The organism is Aeromonas sp. CD (assembly GCF_033349375.1).
In the GTDB taxonomy this organism is placed as follows: domain Bacteria; phylum Pseudomonadota; class Gammaproteobacteria; order Enterobacterales; family Aeromonadaceae; genus Aeromonas; species Aeromonas hydrophila.
In genome coordinates, this window is record NZ_CP137631.1 from 240,582 (window position 1) to 261,814 (window position 21,233).

Below are 21,233 nucleotides of genomic sequence, written 5' to 3' on the forward strand. Positions count from 1 at the left end.
AGGGGCAGACGATTGATGCAAATCAAGTGTCTATTTATATATCCCCTCAGGGGTAATTCCTGATAATTCAAAGCTATACACAAATAGGTATACCAGTGGTGCAATTGGTGGCGGAATGCGGATCGGGAGCGCAGCAGCAGGGGCGGCCTGATTGACCACGCAAAACAACGCCCGTACCGTCAAAAGGCATGAAAGATTCCTTCATTGGCAGTTTGGTGAGGGGAGAGCCCTACGGCAGGGGGCGGTAGGGGCTTTGGGCGCAGGTGTCGCGAATGAGGGTGCGCAGCCAGCGGTGGGCCGGATCCGCGTCCAGCCGGGGATGCCAGAGCAGGGCAACCCGGATCCCGGGCAGGGTGAAGGGCAGGGGGCGTGCAACCAGATCGCCCAGCAGGGCGGCGCAGTGATGCTCCGGCACCGTGGCCACCAGATCGCTGCCGCGCACCAGCGCCAGCGCGGTGGCAAAGCCGGGGACCAGGGTGGTGACGGTGCGGGTCAACCCCAGCTTGGCCAGCGCCTCATCGACCGGGCTGTGGGGCTGGCCGCGGCGGGACACCAGCACGTGGCGCGCCTCGGCGTAGCGGCTGGCGGTCAGCGGGCCGTCGCACAGTGGATGGCCCGGGCGCAGCACGGCGACGAAGTGGTCCTGAAACAGCGCCTGGGTACGCAGCTCGGGCGCCGTGGTGGCGCTGATGACCCCGGTCTCGAAATCCAGCTCACCGCTGCGCAGGGGGCGGCTCTCCTTGTCGGGTTTGGCCAGAAAGTGCAGCCGCACCCCCGGCGCCTCGGCGGCGAGCCGGCTCAGCAGGGCGGCGCCGAACAGTTCCACCAGCCCCTCGCTGGCGCGCAGGGTGAAGGTGCGCTCCAGCCGCGCCGGGTCGACCTCCAGCCGGGGGCGCAGCACCTCCTCGGCCTCCTGCACCAGCCGGCCGACCTGCTCGCGCAGCAGCAACGCCCTGGGGGTGGGTACCAGGCCGCGGCCGGCCCGCACCAGCAGCGGGTCGCCGGTGGTCTCCCGCAGCCTGGCCAGGGCCCGGCTCATGGCGGAGGGGCTCAAGCCCAGTCGTCTGGCCGCCCCCGCCACGCTGCCTTCGTCCAGCAGGGCATCCAGGGTGATCAGCAGGTTGAGGTCGGGAGTGCTCATGTGCATGCCTTCATCGAGGTGGGAGCAAGGTGCCAGCTTCATCATACCCGAGAACGGGCCCCCTCATATGGCGTCCGCTGCATTGATAAGCTGCAACTGGTGCGTCTTCCGCCTGTTCACCGGTCCCACTAGCCTTGTCGTCATCACCCCCTTGTGGAGCCCGGATCATGTCACCCTTCACCCGTGTTTTACCCCCCGCTGCGCGTCGCCTCGGTCTGCTGGCGCTTGGCCTCGCCACCCTGTTGCCCATGCTGGCGGGGAGCATGGCCAGCATGCTGCTACCGGCACTGGGTGCGGACTTTGCCGTTCCCTTCGCCAGTCTGCAGTGGGTGCTGGTGGCCTATCTGCTTGGGCTCACCTGCCTGACGGTGGTGGCGGGCCGGCTGGGGGACAGGTTCGGCCGGCGCCGCCTGCTGCTCTGGGGCATGGGACTGTTTGTGCTGGCCAGCCTGCTCTGCGCGTTGGCACCGACCATCGGCTGGCTGCTCGCCGCCCGGGTGCTGCAGGGGGCGGGAGCGGCCTCCATGCTGGTGCTGTCGCTGGCCATGGTGGGCCAGCTGGTGTCGCCTACCCGGCGTGGCCGGGGCATGGGGTTGCTCGGTACCCTATCGGCCTGCGGCACGGCGCTCGGCCCCTCGTTTGGCGGTCTGTTGCTGGATGTTGCCGGCTGGCAGCCGGCCTTTCTCGCGCTGCTGCCGATCGGCCTGCTGGCGCTGGTCTGCGGCCTGTTCGGCCTGCCTCGGGATGAGGCGTGTACAGAGGGGGAGGGGCTCAATCTGGCGAGTCTGTCGCTCTTGCTGGTGGCGCTGCTCTGCTACGGGCTGGCCCTTACCTCGACGGGGGCGTTGGCCCTCTGGCTGGGGGGCGGGGCGCTGCTGGCCACCGTCTGGCTGGTGCGCAGCGAGCTGGGTGCTGCCGCCCCCCTGTTGCCGCTGGCGCTGCTGGGTACCCGTCGGCTGCGCGGTGGTCTGGCGGCCAGTGCACTGGTGGCCGGCATCATGGTGCTGACCCTGCTGATCGGCCCCTTCTATCTGCAGGGGGCATTCGGGCTCGACCCGCTCACCAGCGGGTTGCTCATCTCGGGCGGGCCCCTGCTGGCGGCACTGACCGGGCTGCCCGCCGGCTGGCTGGTGGACAGGGTCGGCGCCATCACAGTACTGCGGCTGGGCTTGCTGCTGATGAGCGGCGCCGCGGCCTTGCTGGCGATGCTCAGCCCAGCCCTTGGCCCGCTCGGCTATCTGCTGCCGATCCTGTTGCTGACCGCCGGCTACGCCCTGTTTCAGACCGCCAACAACAGCGCCGTGATCGGTGGCCGCGGCGGACAGGCGCGGGGTGCCGTGGCCGGGCTGCTGACCCTGGCGCGCAATCTGGGTCAGCTGACGGGGGCGGCCGGGCTCGGCGCCCTGTTTGCCAGCCTGGCGGGAGGGGGCGATCCGGCCGTCGCCAGTGCCAGCGAGCTGCACTTTGCCATGCAGGCCAGCTTCGCCCTGAGCGGCGTGTTGCTGCTGGCCGCGCTCTGGCTGGCGGGAAGAGACCTGTGCAATGCGCCGGGCGAAGCGACCCGGGCAGGCTGCGAGTCGTGAGGGGGCTGAAAACAAAGACGCCTCCACAGGGGAGGCGTCTTGTTATGAGATTGAGCGGTTCGCTTACAGGATATTCAACCGCTCAGCACCTCGTTCTCGATTTACAGGATAAAGCGGCTCAGATCCTCGTCTTCAATCAGCTTGCCGAGGTGGGCGTTGACGTAGTCGGTGTCGATGACGAAGGTCTCGCCGGACTTCTCGGAGGCGTCGTAGGAGATGTCTTCCATCAGGCGCTCCATCACTGTGTGCAGGCGGCGGGCGCCGATGTTCTCGGTGCGCTCGTTGACCTGCCAGGCCGCTTCGGCCAGACGGCGGATGCCATCCTTGGTGAACTCGATCTTGACCCCTTCGGTAGCCATCAGCGCCTGGTACTGATCGGTCAGCGAGGCGTTCGGCTCGGTCAGGATCCGCTCGAAGTCATCGGTGGTCAGCGCGGTCAGCTCGACCCGGATCGGCAGGCGGCCCTGCAGCTCGGGGATGAGGTCAGACGGCTTGGCGATCTGGAAGGCGCCGGAGGCGACGAACAGGATGTGGTCGGTCTTGACCATGCCGTGCTTGGTGTTGACGGTGCAGCCCTCGACCAGCGGCAGCAGGTCGCGCTGTACCCCTTCACGGGAGACGTCGGGGCCTGAGCTCTCGCCACGTTTGCAGATCTTGTCGATCTCGTCGAGGAAGACGATGCCGTTGTTCTCGACCGCAGCGATCGCTTTCTGCTTCAGCTCTTCCGGATTGACCAGACGAGCCGCTTCCTCTTCGATCAGCGCCTTCATGGCCTCTTTGACCTTGATCTTGCGCTTCTTCTTCTGGTTCTGGCCCAGGTTCTGGAACAGCCCCTGCAACTGGTTGGCCATCTCTTCCATGCCCGGCGGGGTCATGATTTCGACGCCCATCGGGGAGGCGGCGAGTTCCAGCTCGATCTCCTTGTCATCCAGCTGACCTTCCCGCAGTTTCTTGCGGAAGATCTGGCGGGTGTTGGAGTTGTCGGCTTTCTCTTCCTCGCCCCAGCTGTTGCGCGGGTTGGGCAGCAGGGCATCGAGGATGCGCTCTTCGGCGGCTTCCTCGGCGCGGTATTTCATCTTCTCCATCTCGGTTTCGCGCACCAGCTTGATGGCGGCATCGGTCAGATCGCGGATGATGCTGTCCACTTCCTTGCCGACATAGCCCACTTCGGTGAACTTGGTCGCTTCCACCTTGATGAAGGGGGCGTTGGCCAGCTTGGCCAGACGACGGGCAATCTCGGTCTTGCCGACACCGGTCGGGCCGATCATCAGGATGTTTTTCGGGGTCACTTCATGGCGCATCTCTTCATCGAGTTGCATCCGGCGCCAGCGGTTGCGCAGGGCGACGGCGACCGCGCGCTTGGCGTCGGCCTGGCCGATGATGTGACGATCCAGCTCGTGGACGATTTCTCTCGGGGTCATCTCGGACATGATGGCGTTCCTGTATCCGGGGCGGGCAGGGCCCACCCCTTGGAAAATGGGGTTTGGCTGGCGGCCTTATTTGGCGGCCCTATTTCGCCGACTTATTTAGCTGAATAATCCAGCACTTCGATGGTGTGGTTGCCGTTGGTGAACACACAGATGTCGCCCGCAATCTTGAGGGACTTCTCGACAATGCTCTTGGCGTCGAGCTCGGTGTTCTCCAGCAGGGCGATGGCGGCGGACTGGGCAAAGTTGCCGCCGCTGCCGATGGCGATGAGATCGTGCTCCGGCTGCACCACGTCACCGTTGCCGGTGATGATGAAGGATTTGTGCTCGTCGGCGACGGCCAGCAGGGCCTCGAGGCGGCGCAGGGCGCGATCGGTGCGCCAGTCCTTGGCCAGCGCCACGGCGGCGCGCTCCAGGTTGCCCTGATGGGCCTGCAGTTTGGCTTCGAAGCGCTCGAGCAGGGTGAAGGCGTCGGCGGTGCCGCCGGCGAAACCAGCCAGTACCTTGCCGTTGTAGAGGCGATGAACCTTGCGGGCGTTGCCCTTCATGACGGTGTTGCCAAGGGAAACCTGGCCATCGCCACCGATGACGACCTGACCGTTGCGGCGAACTGAAACTATGGTAGTCACTTTACTTACCTCGCTTGAGCCGAATGACGGCCTGACTGTGCATGGCAAGAAAGATGGGGATGGTAAACCGGCTTTTCAAGCCTGTGGTGTGGAGCGACAAACGGGGCGGGAGAGGAGCGGTGACAACTGGCACCAAAAGAAACAGGGCCGGGTGTTGCCACCCGGCCCTGTGGTATGGACGCGGCGATCAGCCCTTCTTGGGGATGCAGCCACTGATGCCGGAGCCCTGCAGCTTGCGGTTGGCCGCATCGGCCGCCGCCTTGCCGCTGAAGGGACCGACCATCACCTTGTAGACGGCGCCACCAGCCCCGTTGACCACCTGCAGGCTGGAAGAGAGCCCGGCGGTGAAGGCGATGCGCGCCTTGAGCGATTCGGCGGAATCCTGCGAGCGCAGGGCGGCGCACTGCATCATGTAGCGTTCGTTATCGGCCGTCGCGGGCGGGGTCGCCGCTTTGGCCTTGGCGGCCTCGGCCCGTTCCCGCTCCAGTTCGGCACGCAGCTCCCGCTCCATCCGATCCCGTTCGGCCTTGCGGTCGATCACCTGCTCCTGGGCACTGGCCACCGGTGCGCCGGTCGCCGGCTTGGCCGGTTGTACCGGTTGCGGCTTGTAGGGCTGCACCTGACCGATAGGGGTACCCGGCTGAGGAATGTCGGTCGGCACCGGTTGCGGCAGCTTCTCCGGCTGCAGGGTCATGGTTTCCGCCGGCGGTGGTGGCAGCACGCCCGGCTGGGGCGGCGGCTCGGTGATATCGACCTGCTTGTTCTCCAGCCGTTCGATATAGCTCCACTTCTCCTGCGGCAGACCGTTGTTCTGTGCCTTGGGCTTGTTGGCTTTCACCTGCTCTTCGATGGTCGGGGCATCATGACCCTTGCCACTGATGGTGTAGAGGAAGCCGCCGAACCCAGCCAGCAGCGCCCCGGCCAGCAGGGCCGGGATAACAGGAAAGCGGCGAGGTGCCGCTTTCTTGGTGTTGCGGCCACCCGCCCGACGTCGCGGGCGGCTGCCGACATAATCCCGGGTCGCCATCTATTACATGCGCTCCAGGGTGTGGATGCCCAGTACGCCCAGACCCAGCTTGAGCACCTTGGCGGTGGCAGCGCACAGCAGCAGGCGGCTCTGACGGGTCGCTTCATCGACGCCATCCTTGTTGATCGGACAGGCTTCGTAGAAGGTCATAAAGTTGCCGGACAGCTCGTACAGATAGGTACAGAGCAGGTGCGGCATCCCCTTGTCCGCCACGCCGTTGACCGCGTCGGAGAACTGGATCAGCTTCTGGGCCAGGGTCTCTTCCGCCTCTTCGGCCAGGATCACCTTGCCGCTCAGGCTGCCTTCATCGACGCCGGCCTTGCGGAAGATGGACTGGATCCGGGTGTAGGCGTACTGCAGATACGGTGCCGTGTTGCCCTCGAAGGAGAGCATCAGATCCCAGTCGAAGATGTAGTCGGTGGTGCGGTTCTTGGAGAGATCCGCATACTTGACCGCCCCCATGGCGATGGCGTGCACCACCTGGGCCTTCTCCTCGGCACAGAGGTCGCTGTTGCGGCTCTCCAGCAGGGCGCTCGCGCGCTCTTCCGCCTCGTTCAGCAGGTCGACCAGCTTGACGGTGCCGCCGGAGCGGGTCTTGTAGGGACGGCCGTCCTTGCCCAGCATCATGCCGAAGGCGTGGTGCTCGAGGGGCACGGATGCCGGCACATAGCCTGCCTTGCGGGTGATGGTCCAGGCCTGCATCAGGTGCTGGTGCTGACGGGAGTCGATGAAGTACATCACCCGGTCGGCGCCCAGGGTCTCGTAACGGTACTTGGCACAGGCGATGTCGGTGGTGGTGTAGAGGAAGCCGCCATCGCTCTTCTGGATGATGACCCCCATGGGCTCGCCATCCTTGTTCTTGAACTCGTCCAGGAAGACCACGGTGGCGCCTTCGCTCTCGACCGCGAGGCCCTTGGTCTTCAGGTCGGCGACGATCTCGGGCAGCATGTCGTTGTACATGGACTCGCCCATGATGTCCTTGTTGGTCAGGGAGACATTCAGGCGGTCGTAGTTGCGCTGGTTCTGCTCCATGGTCATGTCGACCAGCTTCTTCCACATGGCGCGGCAGTACTCATCGCCGCCCTGCAGCTTGACCACGTAGTTGCGCGCGCGCTCGGCGAAGGCTTCGTCTTCGTCGTAGTGGCGCTTGGCCTGGGTGTAGAAGGCTTCCAGATCGCGCAGCTCCATGTCGGAGGCGTGCTCGTTGGCCATCTTCTCCAGATAGGCGATCAGCATGCCGAACTGGGTACCCCAGTCACCGATGTGGTTGGCACGCACCACCTTGTGGCCAAGGAACTCCAGCGCGCGGGCGGCCACGTCACCGAGGACGGTGGAACGAATGTGGTGCACCGCCATCTCCTTGGCCACGTTGGGGGCGGAGTAGTCCACCACCACGGTCTGCGGCACCGGCAGCTTCACGTTGGCGTTGGCAGAGGCGACCATGGCCTCCACCTGACCGGCCAGCCAGCTCGGGTCGAAGAAGAAGTTGATGAAGCCGGGGCCGGCGATCTCGACCTTGGCGATCAGATCGGAGGCGGGCAGGTGCTCGATGATGGCAGCGGCCAGCTCACGGGGATTCTTGCGGGCCGGTTTGGCCAGCAGCATGGCCAGGTTGGTGGCCAGGTCGCCGTGAGCCTTCTCCTTGCATCGGTCTACTTGCACGCGGGCTTCCAGGTCCGCCGGCAGGACGCCCGCTGACTTCAGATTGGCTACCGTTTGTTCAAGTAGATGATGAATATGCTCTTTCATAACTGACCACCAAGGTTGCGCGTCGAAAAATGACTGATATATAAGGGCGTGAATTTTACCCGCATCGGCCCGAGAAAACTATAGGGACGGCCCGCCGGAGTTGGACGGGCGGATATTTCACTGCATTTGGCACCGTAATCCAGAATATTGGACGGAAATTGTGGTGCTTATCCATTTCTACTGCATATCGAAGCGGCTTGTCCAGGCTATTTTCCCCTGATTGTTAAGGGGTTTTTTATTCCAACTCGTTCTGAATGATCTGCCCCGTCGGCACGGTCGTATCAACAGGGACCTTTTACCGAGGAATCTGTCGATGAAACTGGCGCTGTTTCCCCTCTCGGCCCATCTGTTGCCCGGCGGCATCATGCAGCTGCGCATCTTCGAGCCCAGATACCAGCGCATGATAGCCCAGGCGGGGGATGAGGGCTTCGCCCTCTGCATGCTGGATCCCCGCCAGCCGGATGCGCTGCGCAACATGTATCCCATCGCCACCCGGGTGCGGATCGTCGACTTCGATCAACTGCCGGACGGTCTGCTCGGCATCACTGTGCTTGGCATGGAGCGGGTCAGGATCACCGATCTGTGGCAGGAGGCAGACGGCTTGCGGCTTGGGGAGGTGGAGCCATTGCCCCCCTGGCGCACCGGCCGGCTCAATGCCGACCAGCACTCGCTGGCCAGGGCGCTGCAGGAGGTGTTCGAGGACTACCCGGAATACGCGGCCCTCTATCGCAACCCCGACTGGGGCGATGCCAGCTGGGTGGCCCAGCGCTGGCTGGAGGTGCTGCCGATTCCGGTGGAGCAGAAGCAGTGGCTGGTGGCGGCGGAAGACAACCAGCCGGCGCTCTCCCTGCTGAGCGGGTTGCTGGTCGCCAGCCACTGAGCCCTCTTTGATACTGCACCGGTGATCCTTTTGCCGCGGCGCACGTATTGGCACTCATCACCCTCTTCAAGGTACGGCGCCATGGCATATACTGGCCAATCACAATCGACTCCGCACAGGATATCGCCCCCCATGGATGACCCCGCCGGCGATCTGAAATCCCTGCTGGTGCGGGTGGCCGAGCATGGCGACAAGGCCGCCTTCGCCACCCTGTTCCAGCACTTTGCCCCGCGCATCCGCAGCTACGGGCTGCGCCACCTCGGCAGCGAGGCCAACGCCATGGAGCTGGTACAGGAGACCATGCTGCTGGTGTGGCAGAAGGCCCGGCTCTATCACCCCGACAAGGGGGCTGCCACCACCTGGATCTACACCGTCATGCGCAATCAGGGCTTCGACATGCTGCGCCGACGCCGCGCCAGCAAGGAAGAACTCTGTGCCGAGGAGCTGTGGCCCATGCTGGAGTTCAGGGCGGAAGAGGAGCACCTGAGCGGCGGCGAAGACGCCGTGCTGACCCGCCAGATGGCCCATTACGTGGGCACCCTGCCGGAACCGCAGCAGCAGGTGGTGCGCGGCATCTATCTGCAGGAGCTCTCCCAGCAGGAGCTGGCAGACCGGCTCGGCGTGCCGCTCGGCACCATCAAATCCCGCCTCAGACTGGCATTACAAAAATTGAAGGAACAAGTGGAGCAAGGCCATGATTAAAGCCCATCCCGTTCAGGCCATGTTGCGCGCCTTTGCCGCCGACGAACTGCCCCTGCCGCTGGCCGTCGGCGTTTCCGCTCACTGCGAGCTCTGCCCCGATTGCGCGGCCCGCCTGCGGGCCTGCGAAGAGGAGCTGGCCCGGCAATACCTGGCGCCCACCGAAGAGTGCGAGCCCTTGCCGGCGGCGTTCGATGCCATGCTGGCCGGCATCCTGCAGCAGCCGGTGGCCAGTGCGGCCGCGTTGAGTCAGTCGGCGGCGGTCCAGCCCGAGCTGCAGGTGGCGGGCCAGTCGTACCGGTTGCCGCGGGTGCTGGCCCGTCATCACGCCCCCAGCTGGCGCCACATCGGCGCCATCCGGCAGGTGAGCCTGCCGCTCGACGAGCAGGGGGCCCGCGCCAGCCTGCTGCACATAGAGGCGGGTGGCCGCATCCCGGAGCACACCCACAAGGGTTACGAGCTGACGCTGCTGCTGGCGGGCACCATCGAAGATGGCGACACCCGCTATCAGGCCGGGGATTTCATCTGGCGCGATGCCAGCCACGCCCACAGTCCGCACACCCCGGACGGCTGCCTCTGCTACACGGTGCAGGATGCGCCGGTCCAGTTCACCAAGGGGTTGTCGCGGCTGCTCAACGGCATCAGCCATCGTCTCTACTGAGCCATGGCGGCAATAAAAAAGGGACCCTCGTGGTCCCTTTTTGCATGGTGTCGCGGCCGGATCAGGCGACGAACACCAGATAGACGGCGAAGGCCACCACGAAGCGGTAGATGGCGAACGGGATGAAGTCGAGGCGACGGATCAGCGCCAGGAAGGTCTTGATGGCGATCATGGCCACCACGAAGGCGGTGATGAAGCCCACCGCGAACATGGGGAAGTCGGCCATGGAGAGCAGATCCCGGCTCTTGTAGAGATCCAGTCCGCTGGCCGCCACCATCATGGGCACCGCCAGGATGAAGGAGAACTCGGCCGCCGCCTGGCGGCTGATCCCCATCAGCATGCCACCGCTGATGGTGGCACCGGAGCGGGAGAAACCGGGCCAGAGCGCCAGACACTGGAACAGACCGATACCGAGCGCCTGCTTGTAGCTGATGTCGTCCAGGGTTTCGGAGCGCACTGCCGGGCGGAACTTCTCGGCGATGATCAGCAGGATACCGCCGGCCACCAGAGCGTACATCACGGTTTGCGGGCCGAACAGATGGGCCTTGATCCAGCTGTGGATGGCGAGGCCGATGATCACGGCGGGCAGCATGCCGAGGATGATGTGCACCAGCGAGAGGGTGGCGTGTCCCTGCGCCGGTTTCTGGCCGAAGTGGATACCGATCAGGCCGAACAGGCGGCGCCAGAATACGGCGACCACCGCCAGGATGGAGCCCATCTGGATCACCACTTCGAAGGTGGCAGCCTTGGGGCCGTCGAAGCCAAGCAGGTGGCCGACGATGATCATGTGGCCGGTGGAGGAAACGGGGAGGAACTCGGTCAGGCCCTCCACTATGCCCAGCACGAAGGCGACAAACAGGGCGTAAGACTCTGTCATGTTTCAGATCTCTTGGTTATTGGTCTGGATGAAGTCGCCCCGAGCCAGGGGCGACCAATGATGGAGGAAAATCGGGCGGGCAACCAGTGAATATTGTGTCGGCGCCAGGCCCCGCCGGCGGGAGCGACGGCGGGGCGATGGTTTTCGTTTGGGTCAGATATGTTCGCTGTCGGCCTTGGCCTCGATCAGGCGGTGCCCTGGCTGGCCAGGATCCCCTCGATTTGCTGCAGCAGCGCCGCATCCAGCGGGGGTTGGGCCTGGGCTTCCACCGCGCTGACAATCTGCTGCGGGCTGCTGGCACCGATCAGGGCGCAGCTCACTACAGAGTCGCGCAGCACCCACTGCAGCGCCAGTTGCGACAGTGGTTGGTCCCGCTGCTGCGCCAGCGCGTGCAGGGCACGGATGGTGGCCAGCTTGCCGGCGGTGATCTGTTCGGGCTTGAGGAAGGGGCTGGCACTGGCGGCGCGCGAATCCGCTGGAATGCCCGCCAGGTAGCGATCGCTCAGCAGCCCGCCGGCCAGCGGGGAGAAGGCGACCGCCCCCATGCCGTGCTCGCGGCAGACCGGCAGGGTTTCGGCTTCAATATCGCGCTGGAACAGGGAGTATTTGAGCTGATTGACCAGACAGGGGGTGCCCAGTTCCGCCAGCCGGGCGGCGGCCTGTGCGGCGAGCGGGGCCGGGTAGTTGGAGAGGCCGACGTAGAGCGCCTTGCCCTGACGAACCATCAGGGCCAGCGCCTGACAGGTCTCCTCCAGTGGGGTGCGCGGATCCGGCCTGTGGTGATAGAAGATGTCCACGTAGTCGAGGCCGAGCCGGCGCAGGCTCTGGTGCAGGCTGGCAAACAGGTATTTGGCGCTGCCGCCATCGCCGTAGGGGCCATCCCACATGATGTACCCCGCCTTGCTGGCGATGATGAGCTCGTCCCGATAGGGAGCCAGGCTCCCCTTGAGCAGCTTGCCGAAGGTGATCTCGGCCGACCCCGGCGGCGGCCCGTAGTTGTTGGCCAGATCGAAGTGGGTGATACCCAGGTCGAACGCCTGGTGCACCATGGCTTTCGCGGTGGCGGGATCGCACTCGGCGCCGAAGTTGTGCCAGAGCCCGAGACCGATGCCAGGCAGACGCAGGCCGTGGCGACCGGCGGGTCGATAGGGCTGGCGCTGATAGCGGTCGGGGGCGGCGAGGTAGTGATCATCCATAACGACTCCTTGCGTGAACTTGTGTGCGAGCGGATGTGACGGGTGACCCCGCGCCCTCTTCATCCGCCATGTGGGCGTGGAGAAGAGCGCGCGGGGCCAGCGTGTAGCCAGAGTGCCGCGAAACGGTGACGCCGCCCCGGCCTCGCCTGTGGTGGTCAGCGCAGGCTTGGCGGAGGGCGCTAGGGTCAGCTGGCGGCGATAAAGCGATAACGGGTCTGGTGACGATAAGTCTGTCCCGGCAACAGCCAGGGATCCCCCAGCTCTGGCCGGTTGGGGCTGTCCGGCAGCTGCTGGGCCTCCAGACAGAAGCCGGCGTGATCCTGATGGAGTCGGCCATCGCGTGCTGGCGTATTGGCCAGCCAGTTGCCGGTGTAGAACTGCAGCGAGGGTTGGTTGGTATAGACCTCCATCGCCAGCTGGCGATCCCCCGAGACCACCCGCGCCGCGCACTCGGCGGTCGGCCCGTTGAGCACAAAGGCGTGGTCATACCCCTTGGCCTGTTGCTGCTGAGGGTGGCTCAGCCAATCTTGTCCAATAAGGCGTTCGTGGCGCAGATCGAACGGCCCCTCCACCGGTGCGATCGCGAGCGGGAGCCCGCTTTGGTCGGTCGGCAGGAAACGGTCGGCATTGAGGCGGATGAGGTGGCCGCGCACATCGCCATCGGCGGCTTGTCCATCGAGATTGAAGTAGGTGTGGCTGGTGAGGCTGACCGGGGTCGCGGCATCCGTGCTGGCGACGAAATCCACCACCAGATCGCACTGCTCCAGCCGGTACTCCAGCGTGACCCGCAGGTTGCCGGGAAAGCCCTGATCCCCCGCTCGGGAGAGCAGGGTCAGCCTGACCCGGTCCGCCTCCCACTCCTTGATCTGCCACTGCTGGCGATGAAACCCCGCCCGTCCGCCGTGCAGGCAGTGGGGTGACTGGTTGGCATCCAGCGGCCAGCGCTGGCCGTCGCGCAGCAGCTCGGCGCCGCCGATGCGGTTGGCAAAGCGGCCCGCCACCGCCCCCAGCCACACCTGCTGAGCGGGGTAGGCCTCATCGGTGCAGCCCAGCAGCACTTCACGGCGCCCGCCCGCCACTGGCAGGGTGAGGGAGGTGAGGGTGGCGCCGAAATCGAGGCCGTGCAGGCGCAGCCCCTCCTCATTTTCCAGCTCGAACGGGATCATGGCATCGCTCATAGTGTGCCTGCACCTGTGTTGCCGATCCGGCAGACGTCGCCGTCGGCCTGCATCATCAATGAGCTCATAGTTTTCCCGCCCCTGCGCTGGCGCGGCAGACGTAGCTGTCGGCCTTGAGGCCGAAGCGGGCCGGGTACTCGGCATCGACCGCGGCGATCACCTCGGCCACCTTGTCGGGGTGCAGCAGGGCGACCACGCAGCCACCGAAGCCGCCGCCGGTCATCCGCACGCCGCCCTCGGTGCCGATCCTGGCCTTGATGATCTCCACCAGACCGTCGATGGCGGGCACGGTAATTTCGAAGTCATCGCGCATGGCGGCGTGGGAGTCGGCCATCAGCTCGCCGAGGCGCACCAGATCCCCTTGCGCCAGCGCATCGGCGGCGGCCAGAGTGCGGCTGTTGTCGCCCACCACGTGACGGGCACGGCGGTAACAGACCTCATCCAGCCCGGCCTTGCCCGCTTCCAGCGCCGCCAGATCCAGATCGCGCAGCGCCTTGACCCCGTAGTGACGGGCGGCGGCTTCGCACTGCTGGCGGCGGGTGTTGTATTCGCTGTCCACCAGGCCGCGGCGCACGTTGGAGTTGACGATCAGCACCGCCAGATCGGTGGGCATGGGGATGAGCCGGGTTTCCAGCGAGCGGCAGTCGAGCAGCAGGGCATGATCCTGTTTGCCGCTGGCGGAGATCATCTGGTCCATGATGCCGCAGTTGCAGCCGACGAACTGGTTCTCCGCCTGCTGGCCGTTGAGGGCAATCTCGGCCTGGCTGATGGCGAGCCCCAGTGCCTCCTTGAAAGCCTGGCCGATGGCCACCTCCAGCGAGGCGGAAGAGGAGAGGCCGGCCCCCTGCGGCACGTTGCCGGAGACCACCAGATTGAGGCCGCGCAGCGGATAGCCCCGCTCCTGCAGGTACTTCACTACCCCGCGGATGTAGTCGCTCCAGCGCTGGTCGGCATGGTGGCCGATGGGCTGGTCGAGATCGAACAGGTCGCGCTGGTTGCCGTAGTCGGCGGCGATCACGTGCACCAGGCTGTCATCGCGCAGGCCGATGGCGACGCAGGTCTCGTAGTCGATGGCGCAGGGCAGCACGAAGCCGTCGTTGTAGTCGGTGTGCTCGCCGATGAGGTTGACGCGGCCGGGGGCCCGCACCAGCAGGTCGGGTTGTTGCTCAAACTGCTCGGCAAACACGGCGCTGACGCGCTGGCTCGGGGTCATAGGGCCTCCTCGTTGGCCTGATTGGTCTGGTTGTAATGAATGGGTGACAGGGCGCGCAGTCGTTCCGCCGCTTGTTCCGGGGTCGGAACACATTGACTGGGTTTCATCGCTTCTCCCCGTCAGCCTGGTTGTAATGAATGGGGGACAGGGCGCGCAGCCGTTCCGCGGCTTGTTCCGGGGTAAGGTCACGCTGGGTCTCGGCCAGCATCTCGAAGCCCACCATAAATTTGCGCACCGTGGCGGAGCGCAGCAGCGGCGGATAGAAGTGGGCGTGCAGTTGCCACGCCTCTGGGCAGTCGGAGCGGGGCGGGGCAAAGTGCCAGCCCATGGAGTAGGGGAAGCTGCACTCGAACAGGTTGTCGTAGCGGCTGGTGAGCTCCTTGAGCGCGATGGCCAGATCCTGCTGCAGCTCGGGAGTGAGGTCGAGCAGGGAGGGAACGTGGCGCTTGGGCAGCAGCAGGGTCTCGAACGGCCAGGCCGCCCAGAAGGGAACTACCGCCAGCCAGTGGGCGGTCTCCACCACGATGCGGGAGCGATCTTGCAGCTCCCGCTCCACGTAGTCGACCAGCAGCGGGCGGCCGTGCTCCGCCAGCCAGTCGCGCTGGTGCTGCTCTTCGCGGGCAATTTCATTGGGCAGGAAGTCGCTGCCCCACAGCTGACCGTGGGGATGAGGGTTGGAGCAGCCCATGACGGCGCCCTTGTTTTCAAACACCTGCACCCACTCCCACTGGGCCGACAGCTCGGCCACCTGCTCCATCCAGGTGGTGATCACCTGCTCGATGGCAGGCAGGGGCAGTTCGGGCAGGGTCTTGCCGTGATCCGGCGAGAAGCAGATGACCCGGCTGGTGCCACGGGCGGCTTCCAGCTTGATCAGGGGATCCTGCGGGCCACTGGCGGCCGGGGTGTCCTGCATCAGGGCGGCGAAGTCGTTGGTAAAGACGAAGGTGTCCCGATAGTCGGGATTCTGGTCGCCTGTGACGCGCTTGTTGCCGGCACAGAGGAAGCAGTCGGGGTCATGGGCCTGGCTCGGCGCCTGGCTCACCTTCTCTACCTGGCCCTGCCAGGGGCGCTTGGCCCTGTGAGGGGAGACCAGCACGTATTGGCCGGTCAGCGGGTTGAAACGACGGTGGGGGTGATCAACCGGGTTGAACATCATCACTCCTCAAGCTCAATAAAAGGAATTGCGGGCAGTGATGAGGGCAGGTGCGCCGCTCATCTGTGGCCCCTCTCCCGCGACGGGAGAAGGGAGCAAAACGGACATCACGCCTCGTACCCCTGGGGGTTGGCGGATTGCCAGCGCCAGCTGTCGGCGCACATGGCGGCCAGATCCCGCCGGGCACGCCAGCCCAGCTCGCGCTCGGCCTTGGCGGGATCGGCCCAGCATTCGGCGATGTCGCCGGGGCGTCTTGGTTCGATGCGATAGGGCAAGGGGCGGCCGCAGGCCGTCTCGAACGCCGTGACCATCTGCAACACGCTCTGGCCCTGGCCCGTGCCCAGGTTGTAGACGTGTACGCCACCCTTGCTGGCGCAGTGCTGCAACGCCTTGACGTGCCCCTCGGCGAGATCCATCACGTGGATGTAGTCGCGCACGCCGGTGCCGTCGACGGTGGGGTAATCGTTACCAAAGATGGAAAGGCAGTCGCGTCGGCCGATGGCGACCTGGGTCAAAAACGGCATGAGGTTGTTGGGGATCCCCTGGGGATCTTCCCCCATGGTGCCCGACTCGTGGGCGCCGACCGGGTTGAAGTAGCGCAGCAGGGTCATGCTCCAGTGCGGCTCGGCCCGCTGCAGATCCTCTAGGATCTCTTCGATGATTAGCTTGGATCGGCCGTAGGGGTTGGTGGCGCTGCGTGGGAAATCTTCCCGGATGGGTGTGCTGGCCGGGTCGCCGTAGACGGTGGCCGACGAGCTGAACACCAGGTTATGGACGCCGGCCCGCTGCATCGCCTGCAGCAATATCAGGGTGCCGCTCAGGTTGTTCTCGTAGTATGCGAGGGGGAGGCGGGTGGACTCGCCGACCGCCTTGAGGGCGGCGAAGTGGATCACGGCGTCGATCCGTTGCTCGCTGAAGATGCAATCCAGCAGGGCCGGGTCACGGATGTCCCCCTGATAGAAGCGGGGCTCGCGCCCGCTAATGGCGGCGATGCGAGCCAGTACGCCCGCCTTGCTGTTGCAGAGGTTGTCCACCACCACGGGCTCCATGCCAGCCGCTTGCAGTGCCAGGCAGGTGTGGCTGCCGATGTAGCCGCAGCCGCCGGTGACCAGTACTTTCATCCTCATCTCCACGCTGAAAAAAGCCTGTGAAGGAGTCTAGCCGAGGGGCCGGCGGGCAAACTGTGAACTGGCTAACAAATATGTGTAAACGATTACACTTGTTTTGGTGGTCATCATTTCAGCAATATGGTTTTCCCCCCTGTTATCAGTGACATTGCTCGGTATAATGGCGCCATCCCGAGCCGTGAAATAAGTGAAAACAGCATGAGTACCATCAAGGATGTCGCCCGTTTGGCCAACGTATCGGTGGCAACGGTTTCACGGGTGATGAACAACTCACCCAAGGCCAGCGCCGCCTCCCGCGAGGTGGTGCAGAAGGCCATGGCCGAACTGGGCTACACCCCCAATGCCAACGCGCGGGCACTGGTCAGCCAGACCTGTGACACCATGGGGGTGCTGGTGGGCGACGTGGCGGATCCCTTCTTCGGTGCCCTGGTCAAGGGGGTGGCCGCAGTGGCGGTGGAACAGGGCCTGCACCTGTTGATGGGTAATGGTTTTCACAAGGCACGGCAGGAGCGCGAATCCATCGAACTGCTGATCGGCAAGCGCTGCGAGGCGCTGGTGGTGCACAGCAAGGCGCTGAGCGACGAGGAGTTGATCGACTACGCGCTGCGGGTGCCCGGCATGGTGCTGATCAACCGCGACATCCCGGCACTCAAGGGGCGTTGCATCGCCCTCAACAACCGGCAGGGGGCCGCCACGGCGACCCGCCATCTGCTGGAGCTGGGCCACCGCCACATCGCCTTCCTCAGTTCGGATCACGCCATCGAGGATGCCATCCTGCGGCTGCAGGGCTATCAGGATGCGCTGGCCGAGGCAGGGCTGCGCGCCGATCCCGAGCTGGTGGAGAGCGGCATGCCCAACGAGGAGGGCGGCGAGCGCGCCATGCTCAACTTGCTGGCCAAGGGGCTGCCTATCACGGCCGTGGTGGCCTACAACGATGCCATGGCGGCGGGGGCCATCTCGGTGCTGGCGGACAACGGCCTCAAGGTGCCGGAGGAGGTGTCGGTGGTGGGCTTCGATGACATCATCTATGCCAGATACCTGCGCCCCAAGCTCTCCACCATGCGCTATCCGGTTGAACTGATGGCAGCCCAGGCGGCCAAGCTGGCTCTGCAGCTGGCGGCGGGCGAAAGCGAGGCGGTGCAGAGCCGCATTTACACCCCGACCCTGATCAACCGCCACTCGGTGGCGCCCGTTCGAAGCTGATCCCTTTCATTTACCTCCGTTTATCGCTCCGGATCGCCGTTTTTGCGGCGCCTGATCCGGAGCCTTCGCCTTTTACCTGCATTTAGCACATTTTTACCCTGTTTTACTTAACAAATTTAGTGTAATCGTTTACATCTGTGTGAGCGAGATCGCCGATCACCGGGCAAAACTCCCCTACACTGCATACGTTTTCGGCGTTCATGCAGGGAGAGAGAAGAATGCTCAGGGAGATAGTGGCCCGTCAGGACTGGCAGACCCAGGCGATTACCGCGGTGAATCGGTTGCCTGCCCATACCCCCTTGTTCAGCTGGCGCAGCGAAACCGCGGCGCGGGATGATCTCGCCTCGCCATCGCGCACCCTGCTGGATGGGGAGTGGCGTTTCTCCTTCTTCGCGGCGCCCGAGCTGGTGCCGGAGCAGTGGCTGGCGCAGGATCTGCCGGATGTCTGTCCCATCAAGGTGCCTGGCAACTGGCAGCTGGCTGCGGCCTACCCAGGGTTGCGGCCTGCGACGGATGTGCCCATCTACACCAACATCAAGTATCCCTTCCCGTGCGATCCACCGCGGGTGCCGACCGAGAATCCCACCGGCTGCTACTCCCGCGAGTTCAGCGTGCCGGCCGACTGGCTCGCCAGCGGCCAGACCCGGATCATCTTCGACGGGGTGGACAGCGCCTTTCACCTCTTCTGCAACGGTCGCTGGGTCGGTTACTCCCAGGACAGCCGGCTGCCTGCCGAATTTGACCTGACCTCTTTCCTCTGCGGCGGTGACAACCGGCTGGCAGTGCTGGTGCTGCGCTGGTCCGACGGCTCCTATCTGGAAGATCAGGACATGTGGCGCATGAGCGGCATCTTCCGCTCCGTCAGCCTGCTGCACAAACCGGTCCGTCATCTGATGGACATCCGGGTCACCCCAGAGCTGGACGCCTGCTATCGCGATGGCCGCCTCAAGATCGCGCTGCAGGCGGCCAATGGGGCCGGTTTGTCGGTGGCGGCCTGCCTCTATGACGGCGGTGAGCGGGTGGCGACTCTGCGCCAGCCGATCGGCACGCAAGCCATTGACGAGAAAGGGGCGTATGACGATCGTGCCGAGTGCTGGCTCGAGGTGGCGGCCCCGCGCAAGTGGAGTGCCGAGACCCCCCACCTCTATCGCCTTACCCTGACTCTGCTGGACGAGCAGGGGGAGCCCATCGAGAGCGAAGCCTATGACGTGGGCTTTCGGGCGGTGGAGATCCGTGGCGGCCTGCTGCGGGTCAACGGCCAGCCGCTGCTCATTCGCGGCGCCAACCGTCACGAACACGATGCGGCCAGCGGTCATGTGGTGACCCCCGCCGCCATCGAGCAGGATCTGCTGTTGATGAAACGGCACAACTTCAACGCGGTGCGCTGCTCTCATTACCCCAATCACCCCGAGCTTTATCGGCTGTGCGACCGGCTCGGCCTCTACGTGGTGGACGAGGCGAACCTGGAGACCCACGGCATGACCCCCATGGGGCGGCTGGCGCGGGATCCCGCCTGGAGCAACGCCTTCCTAGAGCGGGTGACCCGCATGGTGGCTCGCGACTTCAACCACCCCAGCATCATCATCTGGTCCCTTGGCAACGAGTCGGGTTACGGCCCGGCCCATGATGCCATGTATGGCTGGGTCAAGCGGGCGGATCCGAGCCGTCCGGTGCAATACGAAGGGGGGGGGGCCGATACGCCGGCCACCGACATCATCTGCCCCATGTATGCCCGCACCCATCAGGATCAGCCCTTCCCGGCGGTGCCCAAGTGGGCGCTGGCCAAGTGGATTGGCCTGCCGGGCGAGACCCGCCCGCTGATCCTGTGTGAATACGCCCACGCCATGGGCAACAGCCTGGGGGGCTATGCCCACTACTGGCAGGCATTTCGCGATCATCCGCGGCTGCAGGGTGGTTTCGTCTGGGACTGGGTCGATCAGGGACTGGACAAGCTGACCGATGACGGCCGCCATTTCTGGGCCTATGGCGGTGATTTCGGCGATACCCCGAATGATCGCCAGTTCTGCTGCAACGGTTTGGTGTTCCCTGACCGCACCCCCCATCCCGCCCTGTTTGAGGCAAAACGTGCCCAGCAGCCGTTCGAGTTGAGGCTGCTCGAGCGGCAACCGCTGACGGTCGAGATCCGCAGCGAGTACCTGTTTCGCGAGACGGACAACGAGCGGTTGCAGTGGCGGCTGTGCGAAGGCGGCATGGTGGTGAGCCAGGGTGAATGCCCACTCACCCTGGCACCGCAGGGCAGCATGACGCTGACTCTGCTGGAGCGGTTGCCGGCCTTTGCGCCGGGGGCGCTCGCCTGGCTGGATCTCGCCATCGTGCAGCCTGCCGCCACGCCCTGGTCTGCGGCCGGTCACGAGGTGGCGCGCCAGCAATACATGTTGCCTGCGCCGCTGGCACTGCCTGTCGCCCGCACGCCGGCCACCTTCATCGAGCTGGCGGATGGCTGGCAGATCCGGGCGGCCGCCAGCGAGTGGCGGTTGGACAAGGCCAGCGGCCGCGTCCACAGCTGGTGCAAGCTGGGGCGCGAGCAGCTGAAGGAGGCGATCGCCGATCACTTCTATCGGGCACCGCTCGACAACGACATCGGTACCAGCGAAGCGGACCACGCCGATCCCAACGCCTGGATCGCTCGCTGGCAGGAGGCCGGGCTCAATGAGTTGCAGCATCGCTGCCTCGATCTGGTAGTGAGCCCTGACCAAGGGGTTGTGACGGTGTGTCACGGCTACTTCGTCGGCGAGGCGCTCAAGCTGCTGACCCGCTGGCGCCACGAGTTCGATCAGGATGGGGCCATGCGCCTCGCCATCGAAGTGGAGGTAGCGGCCGAGATGCCCTCTCTGCCGCGCATCGGCGCCCGGCTCTGGCTGGCCGACGAAGTGCTGGCGGCAGGAGAGGTGAGCTGGCTGGGGCGCGGTCCGCACGAGAACTATCCGGATCGCCTACTGGCTGCCGACCTCGGTCGCTGGCAGTCGTCGCTCGATGCGCTACACACCGCGTATGTGTTCCCGACCGACAACGGACTGCGCTGTGACACCCGCCAGCTGCAACTGGGTAGTGTCGAGGTCGAGGGGCTGTTCCATTTCAGCTTGAGCCGCTTCAGTCAGCAGCAGCTGGCACAGGCCCGCCACCAGACCGATCTGGTGGCCGAGGGAGGGCTGCACCTCTGTCTCGATGGCTTTCATATGGGGATTGGGGGCGATGACTCCTGGAGCCAGAGCGTGCGGCCGGAATATTGGTTGCAGCCGGGCGGCTACTATTGGAACTGTGTTCTACGCTGAATCTGAGCGATTGCTTAACAAGAAAGAGTCTCGTTCAGAGCTTTAGTCTCAGCAATCAAATGTAACTGCATGATTTTTAATTGATTTATTGCTATGTAACAGAGTGTAAACGTTTTCATTTTGTTGTCATGATCACAGATTGTCATACAACAAACTGATTACATTAGGCTGGCGCCAGTTCACTTGGTGTACAGCAT

17 protein-coding genes are annotated in these 21,233 nt (G+C 64.8%); 6 read left to right on the forward strand and 11 right to left on the reverse strand.

From position 1 onward, the window contains the following. Positions 1-229: 229 nt before the first annotated feature. Entirely contained in the window at positions 230-1,141 is a 912-nt protein-coding gene (locus R2E40_RS01070; RefSeq protein WP_318164562.1) for a LysR family transcriptional regulator, read from the reverse strand. Positions 1,142-1,308: 167 nt separating this feature from the next. On the opposite strand from R2E40_RS01070, the gene R2E40_RS01075 reads away from it, so the two are divergent. Then, positions 1,309-2,724 (forward strand): MFS transporter, encoded by a 1,416-nt coding sequence (locus R2E40_RS01075; protein WP_318164563.1) that lies wholly within the window; start codon positions 1,309-1,311, stop codon positions 2,722-2,724. A 101-nt stretch (positions 2,725-2,825) separates the two neighbouring features. Here the strand turns inward: R2E40_RS01075 and hslU are convergent, their stop codons facing one another. The 4 genes from hslU to argS form a co-directional block, all read right to left on the reverse strand. Beyond that, positions 2,826-4,154 (reverse strand): HslU--HslV peptidase ATPase subunit, encoded by a 1,329-nt coding sequence (hslU, locus tag R2E40_RS01080; RefSeq protein ID WP_011707776.1) that lies wholly within the window; start codon positions 4,152-4,154, stop codon positions 2,826-2,828. Between the two features lie 92 nt (positions 4,155-4,246). Continuing rightward, positions 4,247-4,780, reverse strand: coding sequence for an ATP-dependent protease subunit HslV (gene hslV, locus R2E40_RS01085; RefSeq protein WP_005306539.1), 534 nt, complete (start codon positions 4,778-4,780; stop codon positions 4,247-4,249). Positions 4,781-4,967: 187 nt separating this feature from the next. Beyond that, the gene (locus tag R2E40_RS01090; protein ID WP_011707775.1) at positions 4,968-5,807 is read right to left on the reverse strand and encodes an SPOR domain-containing protein; all 840 of its coding nucleotides are present in this window, start codon (positions 5,805-5,807) and stop codon (positions 4,968-4,970) included. Positions 5,808-5,810: 3 nt separating this feature from the next. Further along, positions 5,811-7,556 carry an arginine--tRNA ligase gene (gene argS / locus R2E40_RS01095; protein ID WP_318164564.1) on the reverse strand — a complete coding sequence of 582 codons (1,746 nt, stop codon included), beginning with the start codon at positions 7,554-7,556 and terminating at the stop codon, positions 5,811-5,813. Between the two features lie 313 nt (positions 7,557-7,869). On the opposite strand from argS, the gene R2E40_RS01100 reads away from it, so the two are divergent. The 3 genes from R2E40_RS01100 (at position 7,870) to R2E40_RS01110 (ending at position 9,796) form a co-directional block, all read left to right on the forward strand. Continuing rightward, positions 7,870-8,436, forward strand: a complete 567-nt coding sequence (locus R2E40_RS01100; protein WP_318164565.1) for an LON peptidase substrate-binding domain-containing protein — start codon at positions 7,870-7,872, stop codon at positions 8,434-8,436. Positions 8,437-8,568: 132 nt separating this feature from the next. Next, complete coding sequence (locus tag R2E40_RS01105; protein WP_016352315.1) at positions 8,569-9,138, forward strand: sigma-70 family RNA polymerase sigma factor; 570 nt, start codon at positions 8,569-8,571, stop codon at positions 9,136-9,138. Continuing rightward, the gene (locus R2E40_RS01110; protein ID WP_065475162.1) at positions 9,131-9,796 is read left to right on the forward strand and encodes a ChrR family anti-sigma-E factor; all 666 of its coding nucleotides are present in this window, start codon (positions 9,131-9,133) and stop codon (positions 9,794-9,796) included. Before R2E40_RS01105 ends, R2E40_RS01110 begins: the two co-directional genes overlap by 8 nt. A gap of 61 nt (positions 9,797-9,857) precedes the next feature. Here the strand turns inward: R2E40_RS01110 and bacA are convergent, their stop codons facing one another. The 6 genes from bacA to galE form a co-directional block, all read right to left on the reverse strand. Further along, positions 9,858-10,673 carry an undecaprenyl-diphosphate phosphatase gene (bacA, locus tag R2E40_RS01115; RefSeq protein WP_011707770.1) on the reverse strand — a complete coding sequence of 272 codons (816 nt, stop codon included), beginning with the start codon at positions 10,671-10,673 and terminating at the stop codon, positions 9,858-9,860. A gap of 185 nt (positions 10,674-10,858) precedes the next feature. Next, on the reverse strand, positions 10,859-11,869 hold the full coding sequence (locus R2E40_RS01120; protein ID WP_318164566.1) for an aldo/keto reductase: 1,011 nt from the start codon (positions 11,867-11,869) through the stop codon (positions 10,859-10,861). Between the two features lie 185 nt (positions 11,870-12,054). After that, positions 12,055-13,047: a galactose-1-epimerase gene (gene galM / locus R2E40_RS01125; protein ID WP_318164567.1), complete on the reverse strand. Its 993-nt coding sequence runs from the start codon at positions 13,045-13,047 to the stop codon at positions 12,055-12,057. Between the two features lie 64 nt (positions 13,048-13,111). After that, positions 13,112-14,260, reverse strand: a complete 1,149-nt coding sequence (galK, locus tag R2E40_RS01130) for a galactokinase (RefSeq protein WP_318164568.1) — start codon at positions 14,258-14,260, stop codon at positions 13,112-13,114. A 103-nt stretch (positions 14,261-14,363) separates the two neighbouring features. Further along, positions 14,364-15,413: a UDP-glucose--hexose-1-phosphate uridylyltransferase gene (locus R2E40_RS01135; RefSeq protein WP_318164569.1), complete on the reverse strand. Its 1,050-nt coding sequence runs from the start codon at positions 15,411-15,413 to the stop codon at positions 14,364-14,366. A 107-nt stretch (positions 15,414-15,520) separates the two neighbouring features. Continuing rightward, on the reverse strand, positions 15,521-16,534 hold the full coding sequence (gene galE / locus R2E40_RS01140) for a UDP-glucose 4-epimerase GalE (RefSeq protein ID WP_318164570.1): 1,014 nt from the start codon (positions 16,532-16,534) through the stop codon (positions 15,521-15,523). 204 nt (positions 16,535-16,738) lie between these two features. Here galE and R2E40_RS01145 point away from each other — a divergent pair, with 204 nt between their 5' ends. Together R2E40_RS01145 and R2E40_RS01150 are read left to right on the forward strand one after the other, a co-directional pair. Continuing rightward, positions 16,739-17,743 (forward strand): substrate-binding domain-containing protein, encoded by a 1,005-nt coding sequence (locus tag R2E40_RS01145; protein ID WP_011707764.1) that lies wholly within the window; start codon positions 16,739-16,741, stop codon positions 17,741-17,743. Between the two features lie 218 nt (positions 17,744-17,961). Next, entirely contained in the window at positions 17,962-21,036 is a 3,075-nt protein-coding gene (locus tag R2E40_RS01150; RefSeq protein ID WP_318164571.1) for a beta-galactosidase, read from the forward strand. The last annotated feature ends 197 nt before the right edge of the window (positions 21,037-21,233 follow it).